The 15497-nt window shown below is 62.7% G+C and carries 17 protein-coding genes; 6 read left to right on the plus strand and 11 right to left on the minus strand.

Annotated features, from left to right (window positions below):
• Nucleotides 1–23: 23 nt before the first annotated feature.
• From ACR3FE_RS02560 to ACR3FE_RS02590, 7 genes are read right to left on the minus strand one after another with little or no spacing between them, the layout of a single operon-like run.
• Nucleotides 24–917: a polysaccharide deacetylase family protein gene (locus ACR3FE_RS02560; RefSeq protein WP_458205188.1), complete on the minus strand. Its 894-nt coding sequence runs from the start codon at nucleotides 915–917 to the stop codon at nucleotides 24–26.
• Nucleotides 901–1962 carry a non-hydrolyzing UDP-N-acetylglucosamine 2-epimerase gene (gene wecB, locus ACR3FE_RS02565; RefSeq protein ID WP_458205189.1) on the minus strand — a complete coding sequence of 354 codons (1062 nt, stop codon included), beginning with the start codon at nucleotides 1960–1962 and terminating at the stop codon, nucleotides 901–903. Before wecB ends, ACR3FE_RS02560 begins: the two co-directional genes overlap by 17 nt.
• Nucleotides 1959–2924, minus strand: a complete 966-nt coding sequence (locus ACR3FE_RS02570) for a glycosyltransferase family 2 protein (protein WP_458205190.1) — start codon at nucleotides 2922–2924, stop codon at nucleotides 1959–1961. Before ACR3FE_RS02570 ends, wecB begins: the two co-directional genes overlap by 4 nt.
• A complete protein-coding gene (locus tag ACR3FE_RS02575; RefSeq protein ID WP_458205192.1) occupies nucleotides 2925–4280 on the minus strand; it encodes a nucleotide sugar dehydrogenase in 1356 nt (451 codons plus the stop codon).
• Nucleotides 4277–5254, minus strand: a complete 978-nt coding sequence (locus ACR3FE_RS02580; protein WP_458205193.1) for a Gfo/Idh/MocA family oxidoreductase — start codon at nucleotides 5252–5254, stop codon at nucleotides 4277–4279. Before ACR3FE_RS02580 ends, ACR3FE_RS02575 begins: the two co-directional genes overlap by 4 nt.
• Nucleotides 5247–6335 carry a DegT/DnrJ/EryC1/StrS family aminotransferase gene (locus tag ACR3FE_RS02585; RefSeq protein ID WP_458205195.1) on the minus strand — a complete coding sequence of 363 codons (1089 nt, stop codon included), beginning with the start codon at nucleotides 6333–6335 and terminating at the stop codon, nucleotides 5247–5249. Before ACR3FE_RS02585 ends, ACR3FE_RS02580 begins: the two co-directional genes overlap by 8 nt.
• A complete protein-coding gene (locus ACR3FE_RS02590; protein WP_458205197.1) occupies nucleotides 6332–6910 on the minus strand; it encodes an acyltransferase in 579 nt (192 codons plus the stop codon). Before ACR3FE_RS02590 ends, ACR3FE_RS02585 begins: the two co-directional genes overlap by 4 nt.
• A 415-nt stretch (nucleotides 6911–7325) precedes the next feature.
• Between ACR3FE_RS02590 and ACR3FE_RS02595 the strand changes: the two genes are divergently transcribed.
• Nucleotides 7326–7877: a DUF7344 domain-containing protein gene (locus tag ACR3FE_RS02595; protein WP_458205199.1), complete on the plus strand. Its 552-nt coding sequence runs from the start codon at nucleotides 7326–7328 to the stop codon at nucleotides 7875–7877.
• A 38-nt stretch (nucleotides 7878–7915) separates the two neighbouring features.
• Here ACR3FE_RS02595 and ACR3FE_RS02600 read toward each other — a convergent pair whose 3' ends face one another.
• On the minus strand, nucleotides 7916–8125 hold the full coding sequence (locus tag ACR3FE_RS02600) for a hypothetical protein (RefSeq protein ID WP_458205201.1): 210 nt from the start codon (nucleotides 8123–8125) through the stop codon (nucleotides 7916–7918).
• The gene (locus ACR3FE_RS02605) at nucleotides 8122–9612 is read right to left on the minus strand and encodes a hypothetical protein (RefSeq protein WP_458205202.1); all 1491 of its coding nucleotides are present in this window, start codon (nucleotides 9610–9612) and stop codon (nucleotides 8122–8124) included. The genes ACR3FE_RS02600 and ACR3FE_RS02605 overlap by 4 nt, the downstream gene beginning before the upstream one ends.
• A gap of 564 nt (nucleotides 9613–10176) precedes the next feature.
• On the opposite strand from ACR3FE_RS02605, the gene ACR3FE_RS02610 reads away from it, so the two are divergent.
• The 3 genes from ACR3FE_RS02610 to ACR3FE_RS02620 are packed head-to-tail and all read left to right on the plus strand — an operon-like array spanning nucleotide 10177 to nucleotide 13034.
• Nucleotides 10177–11790, plus strand: coding sequence for an alkaline phosphatase family protein (locus ACR3FE_RS02610; RefSeq protein WP_458205204.1), 1614 nt, complete (start codon nucleotides 10177–10179; stop codon nucleotides 11788–11790).
• The gene (locus tag ACR3FE_RS02615) at nucleotides 11787–12803 is read left to right on the plus strand and encodes a lipid II:glycine glycyltransferase FemX (protein WP_458205206.1); all 1017 of its coding nucleotides are present in this window, start codon (nucleotides 11787–11789) and stop codon (nucleotides 12801–12803) included. Before ACR3FE_RS02610 ends, ACR3FE_RS02615 begins: the two co-directional genes overlap by 4 nt.
• Before the next feature lie 45 nt (nucleotides 12804–12848).
• A complete protein-coding gene (locus ACR3FE_RS02620; RefSeq protein WP_458205207.1) occupies nucleotides 12849–13034 on the plus strand; it encodes a hypothetical protein in 186 nt (61 codons plus the stop codon).
• Between the two features lie 104 nt (nucleotides 13035–13138).
• Here ACR3FE_RS02620 and ACR3FE_RS02625 read toward each other — a convergent pair whose 3' ends face one another.
• Together ACR3FE_RS02625 and ACR3FE_RS02630 are read right to left on the minus strand one after the other, a co-directional pair.
• Nucleotides 13139–13708 carry a metal-dependent hydrolase gene (locus tag ACR3FE_RS02625; RefSeq protein WP_458205208.1) on the minus strand — a complete coding sequence of 190 codons (570 nt, stop codon included), beginning with the start codon at nucleotides 13706–13708 and terminating at the stop codon, nucleotides 13139–13141.
• Nucleotides 13708–14730 (minus strand): DUF1616 domain-containing protein, encoded by a 1023-nt coding sequence (locus ACR3FE_RS02630; RefSeq protein ID WP_458205209.1) that lies wholly within the window; start codon nucleotides 14728–14730, stop codon nucleotides 13708–13710. Before ACR3FE_RS02630 ends, ACR3FE_RS02625 begins: the two co-directional genes overlap by 1 nt.
• A 287-nt stretch (nucleotides 14731–15017) precedes the next feature.
• On the opposite strand from ACR3FE_RS02630, the gene ACR3FE_RS02635 reads away from it, so the two are divergent.
• Both ACR3FE_RS02635 and ACR3FE_RS02640 read left to right on the plus strand, forming a co-directional pair.
• Nucleotides 15018–15203: a DUF7556 family protein gene (locus ACR3FE_RS02635; RefSeq protein WP_458205211.1), complete on the plus strand. Its 186-nt coding sequence runs from the start codon at nucleotides 15018–15020 to the stop codon at nucleotides 15201–15203.
• Between the two features lie 67 nt (nucleotides 15204–15270).
• The gene (locus ACR3FE_RS02640) at nucleotides 15271–15471 is read left to right on the plus strand and encodes a XapX domain-containing protein (RefSeq protein ID WP_458205212.1); all 201 of its coding nucleotides are present in this window, start codon (nucleotides 15271–15273) and stop codon (nucleotides 15469–15471) included.
• The last annotated feature ends 26 nt before the right edge of the window (nucleotides 15472–15497 follow it).

Consider the following 15497-nt stretch of genomic DNA (forward strand, 5'->3'; position numbering starts at 1 on the left):
TTCCGAGGCAGGGCAGGGACGGGCTACGACCGTCGTAGGCCGGGCGTGTTCGTTGCGGGTCGATGAGAATCGGGGAGCAGATCGTAGAGATCGCTTGGCGGGCCGACCCACGCCCCCTTGTCGAGTGCAGATTCGATCAGTCGACGGTACAGACGGCGATGACCGGGGAACTCGTCGGCGAACATCCGCGGATGCCAGAGGACGGTCATCACAGCGTCGTTGTCCGCCGCCTCGTCGAGCAGTCGTTCGCACGTCTCCCACGCGCGGTCGAAGTCGGTTCCAGGATCCGGAACCGCGATGTCCATTATCGTGAGCGGGAAGACGAGGAAGTCGTCGTCGAAGGGTCGTTTCACCTCGTAGCCGTGCTGGAACCCACAGTCCACACTCGACCCGAGCGACGCATCGTAGTCGAGACCGATGGCCGCGTGGTGTTCCCACGTCGACTTAGCACGGTTGAGGTGGTGCTGGCGACCACCGCGAATCCGGTGGCCCAGCGCGGCCTCCAGTGCTGCCTTCTGTTCGCGGAGTGCGTCCGGATCGTCGTAGGAGTCGTACGACCCGTGAAGACCGACCTCCCAGCCGCCGTCGTCCAGTTCGTGGAGCACGTCGAGGATGTCGGTATCGAACAGGTCGTACCGACCGAAATGTTCGATCCAGTACCGCGATGTGAGCCACTGTCTCGGCGGTTTCTGGAAGATGGACTCCTCTTGCAGGAAGTAGAACGCTGACCGCACACCGAGCGAATCTTCGAGTTCCATGATCTCCTCGAACTGCCACCACGGGTTGACCCCCGGCAGCAGCGATTTGAGATGTCGCGGATTCCTGTCCGCAACTGCGTAGTAGGGCGCTTGCAGTCCCTTGTACGGTCGGTCGACGTCGTGCGTGAGACAGAGTTCGAACTCATAGCCTGGAAGCATTGGCGAGCACCTCCACGATCCGTTTGGCCGCGTTCCCGTCGCCGTAGGGCGTGGGCTTCTCGTCGGGTGTCGTTGCACCGGCGAGCGCCGTCCGAATCGCGTTCCCGTCGGCACCGACCAACGTGTTCCAGTCGCTTTCGACCGTCTCGACCCACTCAGTCTCCTCGCGGAGGGTGACACAGGGCGTATCGAGGAAGAAGGCCTCCTTCTGAACGCCCCCCGAATCTGTCGCAACGACTGTCGCTGCGTCGAGCAAGGCGACGAACTGGCGGTAGCCGACCGGTTCGGTCAGCGTCAGGTCAGCCGTCGCTCGCTCGTGCAACCCGAACTCTTTGAGGCACTCGACGGTTCGGGGATGTGCCGGAAGGACGATTGGGCGCGGTTCGTCCGCCAACGCATCCACGATGGCTTCGAGGCGCTCCGGGTTGTCCGTGTTCGTGTCCCGATGAACCGTGGCGAGGACGAACTCCGCGTCAGCGACGCCGAAATCCGAGAGGACGCTTCGGTCGGCGCGCTCTCGCGCCCAGAGCAAGGCGTCGTAGCCCACGTCGCCCGTGAAGTGGACACCCTCCGAGATTCCTTCGTCGGCGAGATTATCTAGCGCGTCCGGCGACGGTGCGAGCAGGAGATCTGCGGCGTGGTCGGTGAGCACCCGGTTCGTCTCTTCCGGAATGTCGCTTCCGCTCCGCATTCCGGCCTCTACGTGCGCGAGCGGCGGTTCCATCTTCGACGCTGCGATGGCCGCCGCGAGCGTAGAGTTGGTGTCGCCGTAGACGAGCACCGCGTCCGGTGATTCGTCTTCGATCCGCGCTTCGAGACCGGCGAGCATCGCGGCGGTCTGTCTCCCGTGCGAGTCCGAACCGACGCCCAGATTGTAGTCCGGTCGCGGGATGTCGAGCTCTTCGAAGAACACTGCCGAGAGTTCGTCGTCGTAGTGCTGACCGGTGTGGACGAGCACCTCCTCGTGCTCGCGCCGAAGTTCCCGCGAGACGGAGGCGGCTTTCACGAACTGCGGGCGTGCGCCGACCACGGTGAGAACCTTCATTCGTCACGCACCTCCAGCCCCTCGGTTTCTACCCGGTCGAACACCATCGCAAGCGCGAGACACGTTCCGCCGAGCAGCATCGCGGTCAGGCCATCGCAGTTCTCACGCCGGCTGCGAAGCACGGAAAGGAGGCCCGCGCCAGTTCCCACCGCTCCGAGTCCGTACAGGAAGGTGAGTGGGTGGAAATCCCGAACGATGTACTTCGCCTTCAGTCGCCAGAGGAATCCCCACAGGAGCAGGGCCGAGAGCTTCGGGACGAACGTCGAGTACCGGATGGTGCTCTGCTCGTCGCCGTACACGGCTGGCATCGCCACGTCGGCGACCCGCATGTCGTGGACGTTCAGTCTGACCAGCAGGGCGTTGGCGAAGCCGTAATCGTCGTACACGGCTTCGATGTCGATCGCCGACAAGGCTCGTCCGGAGATAGCGGTGTAACCGTTCTGCGGATCGACCATCCCCCAGTAGCCGCTGGCCACCTTCGTGAGGAAGGTCAGCAGCCAGTTGCCGAAACTTCGCCACGCCGACATCCCTCTCCGGAATTCGGGGGCCGAGAGGCGGTTGCCCTTGGCGTAGTCGGCACGCCCGTCCACGACCGGTTGGATGATGCGGGACAGCTTTTCGGGATCCATCTGCCCGTCACCTGCCATCACCGCCGTCACGTCGATATCGTCTTCGCGGGCGCGACAGTACCCGGTCTTGATGGCCGCGCCGACGCCTCGATTCTCCTCGTGGCGAATCGGGACGACTCGCTGCTCGAACGCCCGACTCGTCGCGCCACCATCGGCGACCGGTGTTGCACGCTCGGCGTGGGCGCGGATCTCCGCCCACGTCCCGTCGGTCGAGCAGTCGTCGATGGCGTACACGCGGTCGACGAACTCCGGAACGGTGTCGATGACGCGACCGACGAATCCCTCCTCGTTGTACGCCGGGACGACTACCGCGACGGTCTTTCCCTCGTACATTCAGCCACCCCCGATGGTGTAGACGCGGTGTGCAGACCACGAGAGGTCAAGCGCGTCTCGTCCGTCGACGACCACCATCGGGTCGAAGCCAGCCCAGTCGATACCGTCGAACTCCTCGTGGTCGGTTACGAGCACTGCCGCGTCGAAGTCGTAGTCTGCGAGCGTTTCAATCGGAATTTTCGTGGCGTCGAATCCGTCCGCGTCGTCCAGCATGGGGTCGGCCGCGAACACTGCCGCACCGCGCTCGGTCAGGTCGGCGCAGATGGGCCGGGCCGGAGTCGCTCGCGTCTCCTCGACGCCTGGGCGGTAGGTCAGCCCGAGAACAAGGATGCGCGAGTCGGCGACCGATTTCCCTTCCTCGGCCAGCAGATCTTCGACTTTTCTCACTGTGAAGGCTGGCATCGAGTCGTTCACCTCCCGAGCAGTCCGAAGGAGCGGGAAATCGGCGTCGAACTGCTCGATGAGGAAGTACGGATAGTAGGGGATGCAGTGCCCCCCGACGCCCGGCCCCGGTTTGTGGATGTTGCAGTATGGCTGGGTGTTCGCCGTCTCGATGGCTCCATTGACGCTGATTCCCGCGTCGTCGGCGATGGTGGCGAGTTCGTTCGCCAGCGCGATGTTGACGTCGCGGTAGACACCTTCGAACACCTTCACCGCCTCTGCGGTGGTCGCGTTCGGCACGGAGATGACCTCGTTGTCGGTGAGTTCGTCGTAGACGAGTTCCGCGACTCGAGTACTCTCGTCGTCCACGCCACCGACGACCTTCGGGTAGGCACCTCGGATGTCCCGCAACGCGCGCCCGCTGGAGGTTCGTTCGGGGCAGACCGCGACACCGAACTCGTCCCGCGAGAGGCCGCTTTCTGCTTCCAGGAGGGGGAGGAGTTCGTCGCGGGTCGTCCCCGGCGGCACCGTGCATTCGACCACGACGAGGTCGCCCGGTTCGAGTCCATCGGCGATGTCGCTCGCCACTGACCGAAGGATTCCGAGGTCGGGGTCGTGGTCCTCGGTGATGGGCGTCGGGACGATGATGACGTGAACCGACGCCGACTGTGCCGCCTCGATCGGGGAATCGACCGCCCGGAGCGACCCGGATTCGACAGTCTCGGCGACGAGGTCTGCGAGACCGGGTTCGCGCTTGACGTGACAGTCGCCCCGGTTGATGGTCTCCACGACCGCCGGATCGACATCGGCACCGACGACGTTGCCACACGTCTCGGCGTACACTGCGGCGAGTGGCAGCCCCATCTTTCCGAGTCCGTACACCGCGACCGGGACCTCCCCGGTTCGAAACGCCTCGCGCTGGTCTTCGGCGGCTGCGTCGCTGGCGTAGAGCGTCTGGAGTTCTCGCAAGCTCACCCGAGACGCACCTCCGACTCGCGCAGGTCGGACGCCAGCCCGTCGATCTGTTGTGCGATCTCGAGTACACGAAGTCCGTCTTCTCCCGTGACGACTGGCGTCCCATCCGTGGTCACGCACTGGACGAACGACCGAAGTTCGTTCTTCAGCGGTTCGCCGTTCTCGACGGTCGGTCGTTCGACGATGCTCTCGTGGCGGTAGCGTAGGTCACCGTTGTCCTCGATGTACTCGGGCATCGAATGGCGGTGGATCTCGACCGACTGGTCGGTGTAATCGACGTTCACTCGGCAGTCTTCCGCCGTGATGGAAAGCTTTCGCACCTTCTCCTGTGTCACCCGACTCGCCGTGAGGTCTGCGACGATACCGCCGTCGAACTGGATGCTCGCGCTGGCGTAGCGGTTGTCCCGCGTTCCGACCGCGGCGACCGATGAGATATCGTCGTCGACGATGGAGAGGAGGACGTCAAGGTCGTGAATCATCAAGTCCATCACCGCGCTCACGTCCACCGCCCGACCCGCTGGCGGTGGGCCGAGTCGCTGGGCGTCGATGGCGATGATGTCGAGTTCGGAGACGATCTCGGAGAGCGTCCGGATCGCGGGGTTGAATCGCTCGATGTGGCCGACCTGTACCGTCACGCCTGCCTCCGCTGCGCGTGCGAGCAGGTCGCGTCCTTCGTCGACCTCGGCCACGAACGGTTTCTCGACGAGGATGTGGAGTCCTCCCTCGATGCACTTTCGCGCCGTCTCGTAGTGGTAGGGCGTCGGGACGGCGATCGAGACGATGTCCGCTTCGTCGATGAGGGTCGTCATGCTTACCGCCCGCGTTCCGTGGTCACGGGCGACCTCTGCCGCTTGCGTTTCGTCTACGTCGTGGAGACCGACGAGTTTCACGTCCGGCAGTTCGCTGTAGACACGAGCGTGATGACGACCCATACTTCCGACGCCGATGACTGCCGCGTTGATCGGTTCACTCATAACTGGTGATAGCTGAAGCGATTGTTTCCACGTCCGCGCTCGACAGTCCGGGATGTACCGGGAGTGAGAGCACTTCCCCCGAAACGCGTTCCGCGACTGGAGCATTGTGGTCGACGTGGTCGTACGCTGGCTGTTCGTGGATGGGTGTCGGATAGTACACCCCAGTCCCCACCCCCCTCTCTTCGAGATGGGTACGCAGACCTTCGCGGTCGTCCGTTCGCACGGTGTACTGGTGATAGACGTGCCGACAGTTGCCCGGTTCGTACGGCGGCTGCACCGACGCATCCCGAAGGCTGTCGGTGAGATAAGCCGCGTTGGCGCGCCTGGCCTCGTTGTATTTCGGCAGGCGCGACAACTGCACGCGACCGATGGCTGCCGCCATACTCGTCATCCGGAAGTTGTGGCCCAGTCGGACGTGGTCGTAGGAACTGCACCCCCCTTCAGCAGTCGGTCGCCCGTGGTTGACGAAACTCGCGGTGCGCTCGGCGACGTCCCGGCGGTCGGTCGTCACCATTCCTCCTTCCCCCGTGGTCATGTTCTTCGTCGGGTAGAAAGAGAAGCAGGCCGCGTCACCGAACGACCCCACCGTTCGGCCCTCGAACTCCGCGCCGTGTGCCTGCGCGGCGTCTTCGACCAGCGCGAGGTCGTGTGTCTCGGCGATGTCCTGGAGGTGGCCCATCTCCGCCGGAAGCCCGTAGAGATGTACCGCGAGGATGGCGTCTGCATCGTGTTCACGGACGGCCACCTCCACGGCGTGGGGGTCGAGAGTGTACGTCTCCGGGTCGATGTCGGCGAACACGGGTTCCGCCCCGGTCAGTCGAATCGCGTTCGCGCTGGCGACGAAGGAGAACGGCGAGGTGACGACGCGGTCACCGGGGCCGATTCCGAGCGCCGCGAAGGCGGCGTGGAGGGCTGTCGTCCCGTTGCTCGTAGCGACGCCGAACTCCGTCCCGCAGAAGGCGGCGAACTCGTCTTCGAACGTCCGGACCTCCGGGCCGTCTGCAAGCTGGCCGTCTTCGAGACACTCGACGGTTGCTTCGATCTCCGCTTCGCCCAACTCGGGGTCTGCGATAGGTATCAAATGTCGTTCCCCCCTTCGAGCGTCTCCGGTAGTGGACGATGCTCCGCAGGTGCGCCCACCGCGAGCATCCCCGGTGGAACGTCGTCGGTCACGACAGCACCGGCGGCGACGAACGCTCCAGCTCCGATGGTGACACCGGGCAGGAGTGTGGCGTTCGCACCGACCGAGACGTCGTCTTCGAGCGTCGGGCCTTCGAGTTCCGCAGACCGCCGGATCGGGTAGGGGTCGTTGGTGAACGTCGCAGCAGGCCCGATGAACACTCGGTCGCCGATGGTCGTGTTCGTCGGCACGTAGACGTTCGTCTGCATGCTCACGTTCGAGCCGATAGTCGTCTGCCCGTCGATGACCGTGTTCGTCCCGACGACCACGTCGTCGCCGATGGTCGTCGCTTCTCGAACGAGCGCACCGTGACCGGTCGTGAAGCCGTCGCCGATGGTAACGTCGTCGTAGATGACCGTCCCTGACCGGATGGTCGCGTCGTCACCGATGACCGGCGGCGTCGAGTCATCCGCGTAGGCGTAACCGACCGTTGCGCCCGGGTGGACGTTCCGGTCTCGACTTTGCGGTTCGGTCATCGACGACCACCCCTGTGGGGACACGGGTCGCAGGGCGTGTCAGTGGATGGTAGTGAGTTCATAGGTTGGGTCGTGATAGCCCGATTCCGCCGCGAACACGGCGAACAGGCGTTATACCCTCCATGCCTACCAGTCCTCTTTGTTATACGCTCCTTGGCGGGTGGTAGTTCGAGACTAGTCGTTCCACCGTCGCTTGAATCGGGGTAATCAGTGTTACGGAGTCGAAATATCGGCGTAAACTCCGATACGAGGGCTGTATGGCGACACTACCCGGAAACAGTACCGGGGTAACAAAGTGGAGAACCGGCGATACCCGGTATATGCGGTGGTGGCATCTGTGACTACAGGGTGGTCACAAACTCGAATGGGGGTGTATTGGTTCCGATGAGCGGACAGCAAGCTCTCTCTCTCCACGATGGCTAGTTCCGGACTCTCACAAGATCAGGTATTCGAGGTTCTGAAGAGCCCGCGCCGACGATATGCGCTCTACTATCTCCGTCGAGAGGGGGGTACCGTCGAACTATCGGACCTGACCGATCAGGTGGCGGCGTGGGAAAACGATACGACACCGGCGGGTCTGACGAGTGAACAGCGAAAGCGCGTCTACATCTCGCTCTACCAGACCCATCTGCCGAAACTCGACGACGCCGGAATCATCGATTACGAACGCGAAGCCGGGAAGGTACATCTCTCACGGCGTGCTCGTGAGCTCGACACCTACCTCGGCGACGTATCCCGACCGGAGATTCCGTGGGATCGCTACTATCTCGCGCTCTCGCTCGGGAGCATCCTGCTCATCGTCGGCGTGTGGTTCGAGATCTACCCGCTTTCACTCCTCTCTGGTCTCATCGCCGCGACGATAATCTTGACCGCGTACGGGGTCTCGGCGATCGGCCAGTATCTCTACTACCGGCGGCGGACCGTCCGAGGGACGCCGCCGGAGATCAGGCGTGTCGAAGGGCAGTGACCACCGTCGATAGTCGGCTTTACTGCCGGTGACCGGGGTTACTGCCGGTGTTCGACGTTGCAGACCGCGTCTGATTCCGCGAGGATGAAGGCGTCGTCACGAAGCATCTCTTCGTCCTTCGGGAGGAACATCAGATGGCCGGTCCCGTTTTTCTTCGCGCGAATCACTTCCCACTCGTCGATCTCGTAGCCGAGGTCGCCTTCGAGGTCGGGGTCCGATGGAACACGTTCCCAGCGGAACCGGTTCATGGAGCCCCACCCACCGAGACCCAGATTCGAGCCGTGCCGTCTATTTCCAGCCGTTCGAGGTCGCCGGAGAACCGATAGGCGTCCTTGCCGTCGACGACTCGCCCCTCGACTCGCGTCCCGGAGATCGTGTCGAACGAGTTCACCGAGCCGAGGTCGCCGTCCTTCGCGACCGACCCACTCACGTCGAACGAGTAAGTGCTGGTCCCATCGGCGTCAGTTCCGTCGATGACGATGGTCTTCTGGAGGCCGAGTTTCCCCGGCGTGACGCGCTCGCCGTTGAGGAAGACGGTCGCGTTTCCGTCGAGGCTGAACTTCGTGAGCGTGCCCGCGAACCGGTAACTGTCGGTGCCGCCTGCGACCGTGCCAGTCGCAGTGCCTTCGTCGAGCGCGTCCTCGTCGTCGTTCGACACCCCACGGTCGGTGGATTTCGAGATCTTTCCGGAGACGTGGAACTCGTAGTTCGCCTGCTTCGAGACGTTCGAACTGGAGATGCTCAGCACGTTCGGGAAGCCCTTCGCTTTCGCTTTCTTCTCCTGGAGGCGCTGGGTGCGGTTACCAGAATCGCCGTTCGAACGGCCACCCGAACCGCCCGAGCTGCTCTTCGAACCACCGCCTGATCCGCCACTCGAACCGCTTGCGGCCTGTTTTGCGGTCATCGGAGCGCCTTTCGGTGGCGTCAGGTCGGCATCGCTTCCGGTTCGCGTATTCGTCGTCGTGACCGACCCGCCTTTGGTGGTGGCGATGGAGCCGAGGATGTCACAGTTCCGGAGGTGGGTCTCGCCGTACCACGACCAGACGGCGCGGGTGGTTGTCGAACCGGGTGCGGAACAGCCGATTCGACACGGTTTGTTGCCGCGAGAGTCGACGACCGTGTTCGTGACCGTGCACGGTCGTTCTTTCGCGTTGAGACGGACGTTCGAGATGGTGTTACCTTTGAAATACGACGATTCGACGTGGAGGTTGCCGCCGTATCCCTGCGCGCCCGGTCCGGAACCGTACAGGCCGTTGTCGATCATTCCCGCGACGTGGACGTTGCGGAAGGTGATCGTGCCACGGTGGGGGAGGTTCGCGTTGACCCAGACACCGCCACTGTCGGAGCCAGCGACCTGCCCGTCACCCATGTAGACGTTCTCCACGAGTCCGGAACCGTTCGGGTCGGAGACACCGGGATTAAGCAGGTAGTGGTCGCCTGGGTGGATACCTTCGAATCCGACGTTCCGGATCGTCCATCCGGAGCCGCTCGTACGCATAAGCGCCGAGGCGCCGTCAGCAGTCATGTCGATGAGAACGTTCTCGAAGGTTTCGCCGTCGCCGATGTCGATGATCTTCGTCTCACCTGCTGGGACAGTGATCGTCCTGTAGTTCTCCGCGGTCGCAACGCCTGTCGCTGCGATCGATGCTGCCGTCGCGCCAGCGAACTTTAGGTACGAACGCCGGTTCAATAGACCGTCGTCTGGGGAATCGCGTGCCGCTTCGTCGCGTGCCATGAGTTCAATGCCACATTACCAATTTAAGTAGGTTACGATTCGGACTCAATGCAATACAGACAATTTAAATGTATTTAGTGGCGCGGCAACTGCAGAAGAGCGATGATGAGTCCGTCGGAAACGAAACCTTACCGCTCGATGGTTCCCGCCGCATCACAGAGAGACCTCGCCAGAGCTGTTGGAGGAACAGATGGGTGCGAACGACTCTAACACCAGAGTGTGCCCTTACTCGCGTACCGTCTCGTCGCGTGCCATTGCAGATTCAATGCTGTCTTGATTATTTATATAGGTACCGATTCTGTCCCCGAAGAGAGAACCGAATTTAAACGTGGTGGCCGATGTCAGCGAGAGCAGTAGAACGTCGGAGATGAGAACTCGTGGATGGTGACGACGACCCCCAGATATATACTCACAGTCGGTCACGCGCGATGGACGATAGGAAATGTGGCATTGAATATCACATCGGGGGAACAGATTCTCGAGCGAAATCCGGCAGTACGACCGGTCTACGAGGAGCGAAATGAACGCATAACAAAGCACGCGGGTAGACATTTCAGGGACAGCATGGACTGTCAGATAACGACACTTCTCGTCGGGATCGACGCCGGGTGTCGGTCGATTCTCGACCCGCTGGTCGAGGACGGGGCACTCCCCACCCTCCAGTCGATCTTCGACGAGGGGTCGTCCGGGTCACTGGAATCGCAGATTCCGCCGTGGACTCCCAGTGCGTGGCCCTCGCTGTACACCGGCGTCAATCCCGGCAAACACGGTGTCTTCGGGTTCCTCCACTTCGATGGATACGACTGGGACGTGGTGAACGCAAGCCGCGTTCAGGAGCATACGGTCTGGGAACTGTTAGACCAGCACGGCTATTCGAGCGTCGTCGTCAACGCGCCGGTGACACATCCACCACGATCGATCGACGGTGCGGTGCTGCCGGGCTACACCGCGCCGGAGAACCCGACCTGCCATCCCGACGGATTGCTGGACGAAGTTCGTAACGAGATCGGCGGGTATCGGGTGTATGCACCGCGTAACCTCCCCGAAGAGAAGTCGGTCGAATGGTATCGCCGCCTCGTACGCATGCGCGGGGAAGCGTTTCGATACCTCGCAGACCGGTTCGACCCCGACTTCGGCTTCGTCCAGTTCCAGAGCACGGACACGGTCTTCCACGAACATCCCGGCGAAGACGACGTGGTGCGAGCAGTCTACGAGGCGGTCGACCAACAGGTCGGCGAGATTCTCGACAGCTGTGAACCGGAGACGGTCATCGTCGTCAGCGACCACGGTATCGGCGAGTACACCGGCTACGAGTTCCGCGTCAACGACTTCCTGCGTGATGAGGGGTACGTCGAAACCGTCCGCGGTGGTGAGGGGATGCCCTCGTGGTCGACCATCGCAGGCAACCAGTTACAGAAAGGTGAGGAGAGTTCCCCCCGGAAGCAGGGGGTGGCCGAGCGCGGACTAGCGGTCGCGGCGCGGGTCGGTATCACCAGCCAGCGAATCGGTGCCGTACTCGAACGCGTCGGACTGGACGAGTTCGTGGCGAAGCGCGTCCCAGAAGACTTCATCCGCGCCGCCACGGAACAGGTCGATTTCCCGAACTCCGTCGCCTACATGCGCGACCGGATCGAGTGTGGGGTTCGCATCAACCTCGACGGACGCGACCCTCACGGTGTCGTCCCACCCGAGAGATACGAAGAGGTTCGCGCCGAGCTAATCGAGAAACTCCAAGGGGTTCGCACGCCGGACGGTCACCCCGTCTTCGAGACGGTCGCTCCCCGGGAAGCGTACTTCGAAGGCCCTCACAGCGAGAGTGCGGTCGATATCGTCACGGTCCCCGCCGACTTCGACCAGTTCCTCTCGGCGCAACTTCGCGGCCAGCAGTTCGGCGCACCGCGAGAACCCTGGAACCACAAACTGAGCGGCATCTTCGCGGCGGCAGGGACTGGAATCGACGCTTCCGCGAACTGCGAGGACGCGCACCTCTTCGACGTGGCACCCACGATTTTGGCGACGTTCGGCGTCCCCGCGAGCGACCGCATGGACGGGAACGTACTCCCGGTCGTGGCGGCGGCAGGCGAGCAGAGTTACCCCGCGTTCGACGCGGGCGAGACGGTCGAAACTGACGACGAGCGCGTGGAAACGCGACTCGCAGACCTCGGATATCTCGAATGAGCATCACGATAGAGAACGACGGCATCAGGGTAGAACGCGCGGACGATCTCGAACGCTGGAACGACCACGTGGACCGGTCGCCACAGGGCGACGTCTTCCATCGACTGGAGGCACTCGAAGTCCAGGCCGAACACACCGGCGCGACCTTCCATCCCCTCGTCGGTTACAAGGGACAGGAACCGGTCGGTCTGTTTCCTGCTTTCACCATCTCGAAAGGCGGTGTCACGACTGCGTTCTCGCCGCCGCCGAACCTGTGGCTGCCGCACCTCGGGCCGGTATTGCTGAACATGGCGAAGCTGAAACGGCGGAAAGCAGAGCGTAGACATCGTCGTTTCATCGACGGCTGTCTGGACTGGCTAGACCGCGAATCCGCCCCGAAATACGTCCACGTCCGAACCGGTGGGCGATACGAGGACATCCGACCCTTCGAATGGAACGACTTCGAGGTGCTGCCGCGTCACACCTACGAAGTCGATCTCACGCCCGGTGAAGAGGACGTTCTGTCGAGTTTCAGCAGCGACGCTCGGAGCAACACCCGCACCGACGAGCGTCGCTACGACATCCACCTCGGCGGGCCACAGGCCATCCGCCGGATCATCCGGCAGGTCAAGGCGCGCCACGACGAACAGGGCGAACCCTACCGCCTCTCCCCCGAGTTCGTCGTCGACCTCTATCGGGAACTACCTGAGGGTGCGGTTCGCCCCTACGTCTGCGACGTTGACGGCGAGTTCGCGGGCGGGATGATCGCACTGGCGGACGACGAACGAATCTACCGGTGGCAGGGTGGCGCGAAACACGACCTCGACGTGCCCATCAACGACCTCGTGGACTGGGCCATCATGCGCGACGCGATGGACGAGGGAATCCCGCGCTACGACCTCGTTGGCGCGAACGAACGCCGACTCTGTAGCTACAAGGCGAAGTTCGACCCCGAACTCGTTCGCTACTACAGTCTGGAGCGTGGAACGCGGATGATGAACCTGCTGACCGACGTGTACAAGCGATTCAGGTAGCGTTTTTCCGCACGATTTTTTACAGACCGGAACCGTGCTGAACGGATGGACGAATCGCTGGTCGAAGCAGGAACCGTGCTGACGGCTGCAGCCATCGGCCTGTTCTTCGGCGGTGCTGTCGGCGTCTTCGTGGTCGGATTCGTTCTCATCTGTGCCGGACTCGTGTCGTCCGACGACCCTCACGAGCCAGAGGGGAGACACGACTCCGGAAATCGAATCGCCCGACGGTGAGCAGAAGACGAGTTGTCCCGACTGTGGTGCGAGAAACGACCGTGACAGAACCTCCTGTCACTACTGCGGCAGCGGGCTCTCCACAGAGTGACAGTATCGACAGATTACTGGCGAGTAACGGCGATCTTTCTGGGAATTCCCGGCATCCCGTCGAACAACCAGAGGACGAACACGGTGAACAGCAGGCCGAGTTCGAGTGCGAGATAGCTCGTCACAGCGGGGTCACTGAGAAACACCAGGTAGTCGCCGAAGTACTCCTGAAACCGCGCCAGAAATCCCATACTCGACTGGTCGGCCGGGACGCGAACGAGTGGCCACAGGAGGAATCCGAGGAACGGCTCTTTCCCGACGACGAGAGGGTAGATCACGTCGCCAGATAGGTGCGAGAGATACCCGATAGCGAACGCGACGCCGATGTCACTCCGGCGTGCGCGATGTGCGAGCGCGAGCGCAAGCACCGAGAGCGGAAACGCAGAGAGCAGTGAATGGGCCAGCGAGTGTCCACTCGGCAGAACCGCGAGCGACCACGCGAGCGGTTTGTCCACCAGGTCGGGAAGCTGGGTGGCGATCCCGAGGACGACGACGGCGTCACTCCGCGGTGACTGACCCGTCCCGAGGTGGCAGTACAGTGAGTAGAGAAGATACCCGAACGCGAGGTGTTCCCAGGGCCACATTATTCTACCACGTCGATCCAGATGTAGGCGTGTTCGTCAGCGTTACTCGTCGTCGGGTCGGCGGGTGGCTCGCCCTCGTAGAGCAGGAACACCACTCGCAGGTCTTCCCCGGCCATCGTCGGCCCGATGTCGTAGCGCGTTCGCCACGACTTTCCTGCCGCCACGCGATGGCTGAACCTGGCCCGTTCCACTTCCTCGACGATTCGCACACTCCCTCCCGACCGCTGTTCGACGCGCTGGAGTTCGACGACGACGGTGTACTCGACTGACTCTCCTTCGTGATTCGCGATCGAGACGTACACCGGTTTCTGTTCACCCGGCTCGAACGACTCTGGGTAGCCTTCGGTGACGAACTTCCCGTCGTCGGTTCGCGTGAGTAAAGAGAGTTGCGAGAACTGCTCGCCGTTCTGCGGAGCCACGACGGCGTATCCGACGGTGGATAGCGCGACGACGACCGAGAGCGCCAGCACGACGTTCAACACGATGTCAGCCCTCGTTTCGCCGTCGTAAAGCAGCGCGCGAAGTCGAGACCCACTCCCCCTGATGGAGACGCTGAATCGGTCGTTGGGCGGCACCCTCCCACGTCGAATCGCCGCCATGACGGAGAGAACGAACGTCAGCCCGAAGACGGCGACGAGGACGGGAAGCGGTTCGAACGAGACGCTAACGACAGCGAGCGAGAGAGCGAGGAGTGGAAGGAGTGCGAGACTGACGCCGAAAGAGAGCGCCGCACGCTCCCCCGGTGTGATGCCATCACGTCGCAACTGCACCGGACTCGACCACCCCGACGGTGAGGGTGGGCCTGCACCCGGAAAGAGGAGGGAGACGAGCGCGTAACCAGGAGTGAAGAGGACGAATGGCAGTCCCAGCGCAACGGCGACGGGCGTCCCGCGAACGACCGGTTGGGCGAGCACGAACGTCACCACTGCGACGGTTAGGACGACCCCGACGAGATCCACGGGGAGGGAGAGCACGGGATGGGTGATTCGACTCCACCACGAGTCGTTCGCTCCGTGGCTCATACGAACTCCGGTGCGTCGTCGGTCGTCGTGCGGTGCTGGCCCATCGAATGTTCTCCGAACACCATCGAAATCAGTCCGTACACGACGTATTCCGGAATGGTACTTTGTTATCCAGCGCGTACCGCACGAGAAGTCGATAGACGCCCGGATACCGACGCGTGGAATCGCTGAAAGCCCCACGAACCGATATCAACGGGCGACTACCACTCCGGAAGGCGCTACATAACAAAGGGGGTTTGCAACCCAGACATGGCCGAGTCCCCCGACGAGGACCGAGTCGAACGACGGTGATTACTCTGAACTGGACACGCGCAATCGACGATTTGGAGGCACAGGCTACAGACGACGTCATGTTCGCCGTCGACGAGGACGACGACGGTGGCAAGCTCGCCGTCATCGCGGATGTGACGCGAGACGAGGCGTGGATCTCGATGCCACTCTCGGCAGCGCGAACGCTCTCACAACACCGCTGAACCCGAACGATTTTCCAACACTGCCGAATCCGAACGACTTTTCAGGTCCCTTTCGTAACCATCTTCGATGGACTTCACTCTGACAGCACTGGCACTCCTGACTGGACTGATCACCGGTGGCCTGTTTCACTTCCTCGGCATCCCGATCCCCGCCCCGCCGAAACTCCCCGGTCTGATGGGCATCGTCGGCATCTATCTCGGCTACCGACTCGTGGAGGCGCTCGACGTGGGAATCGACTTGCTCACGATGCTCGGACTCGCAGGCTAGGAACGGGACGGAATCCTGGTGAGGGA

This window comes from Haladaptatus rarus (assembly GCF_054177585.1).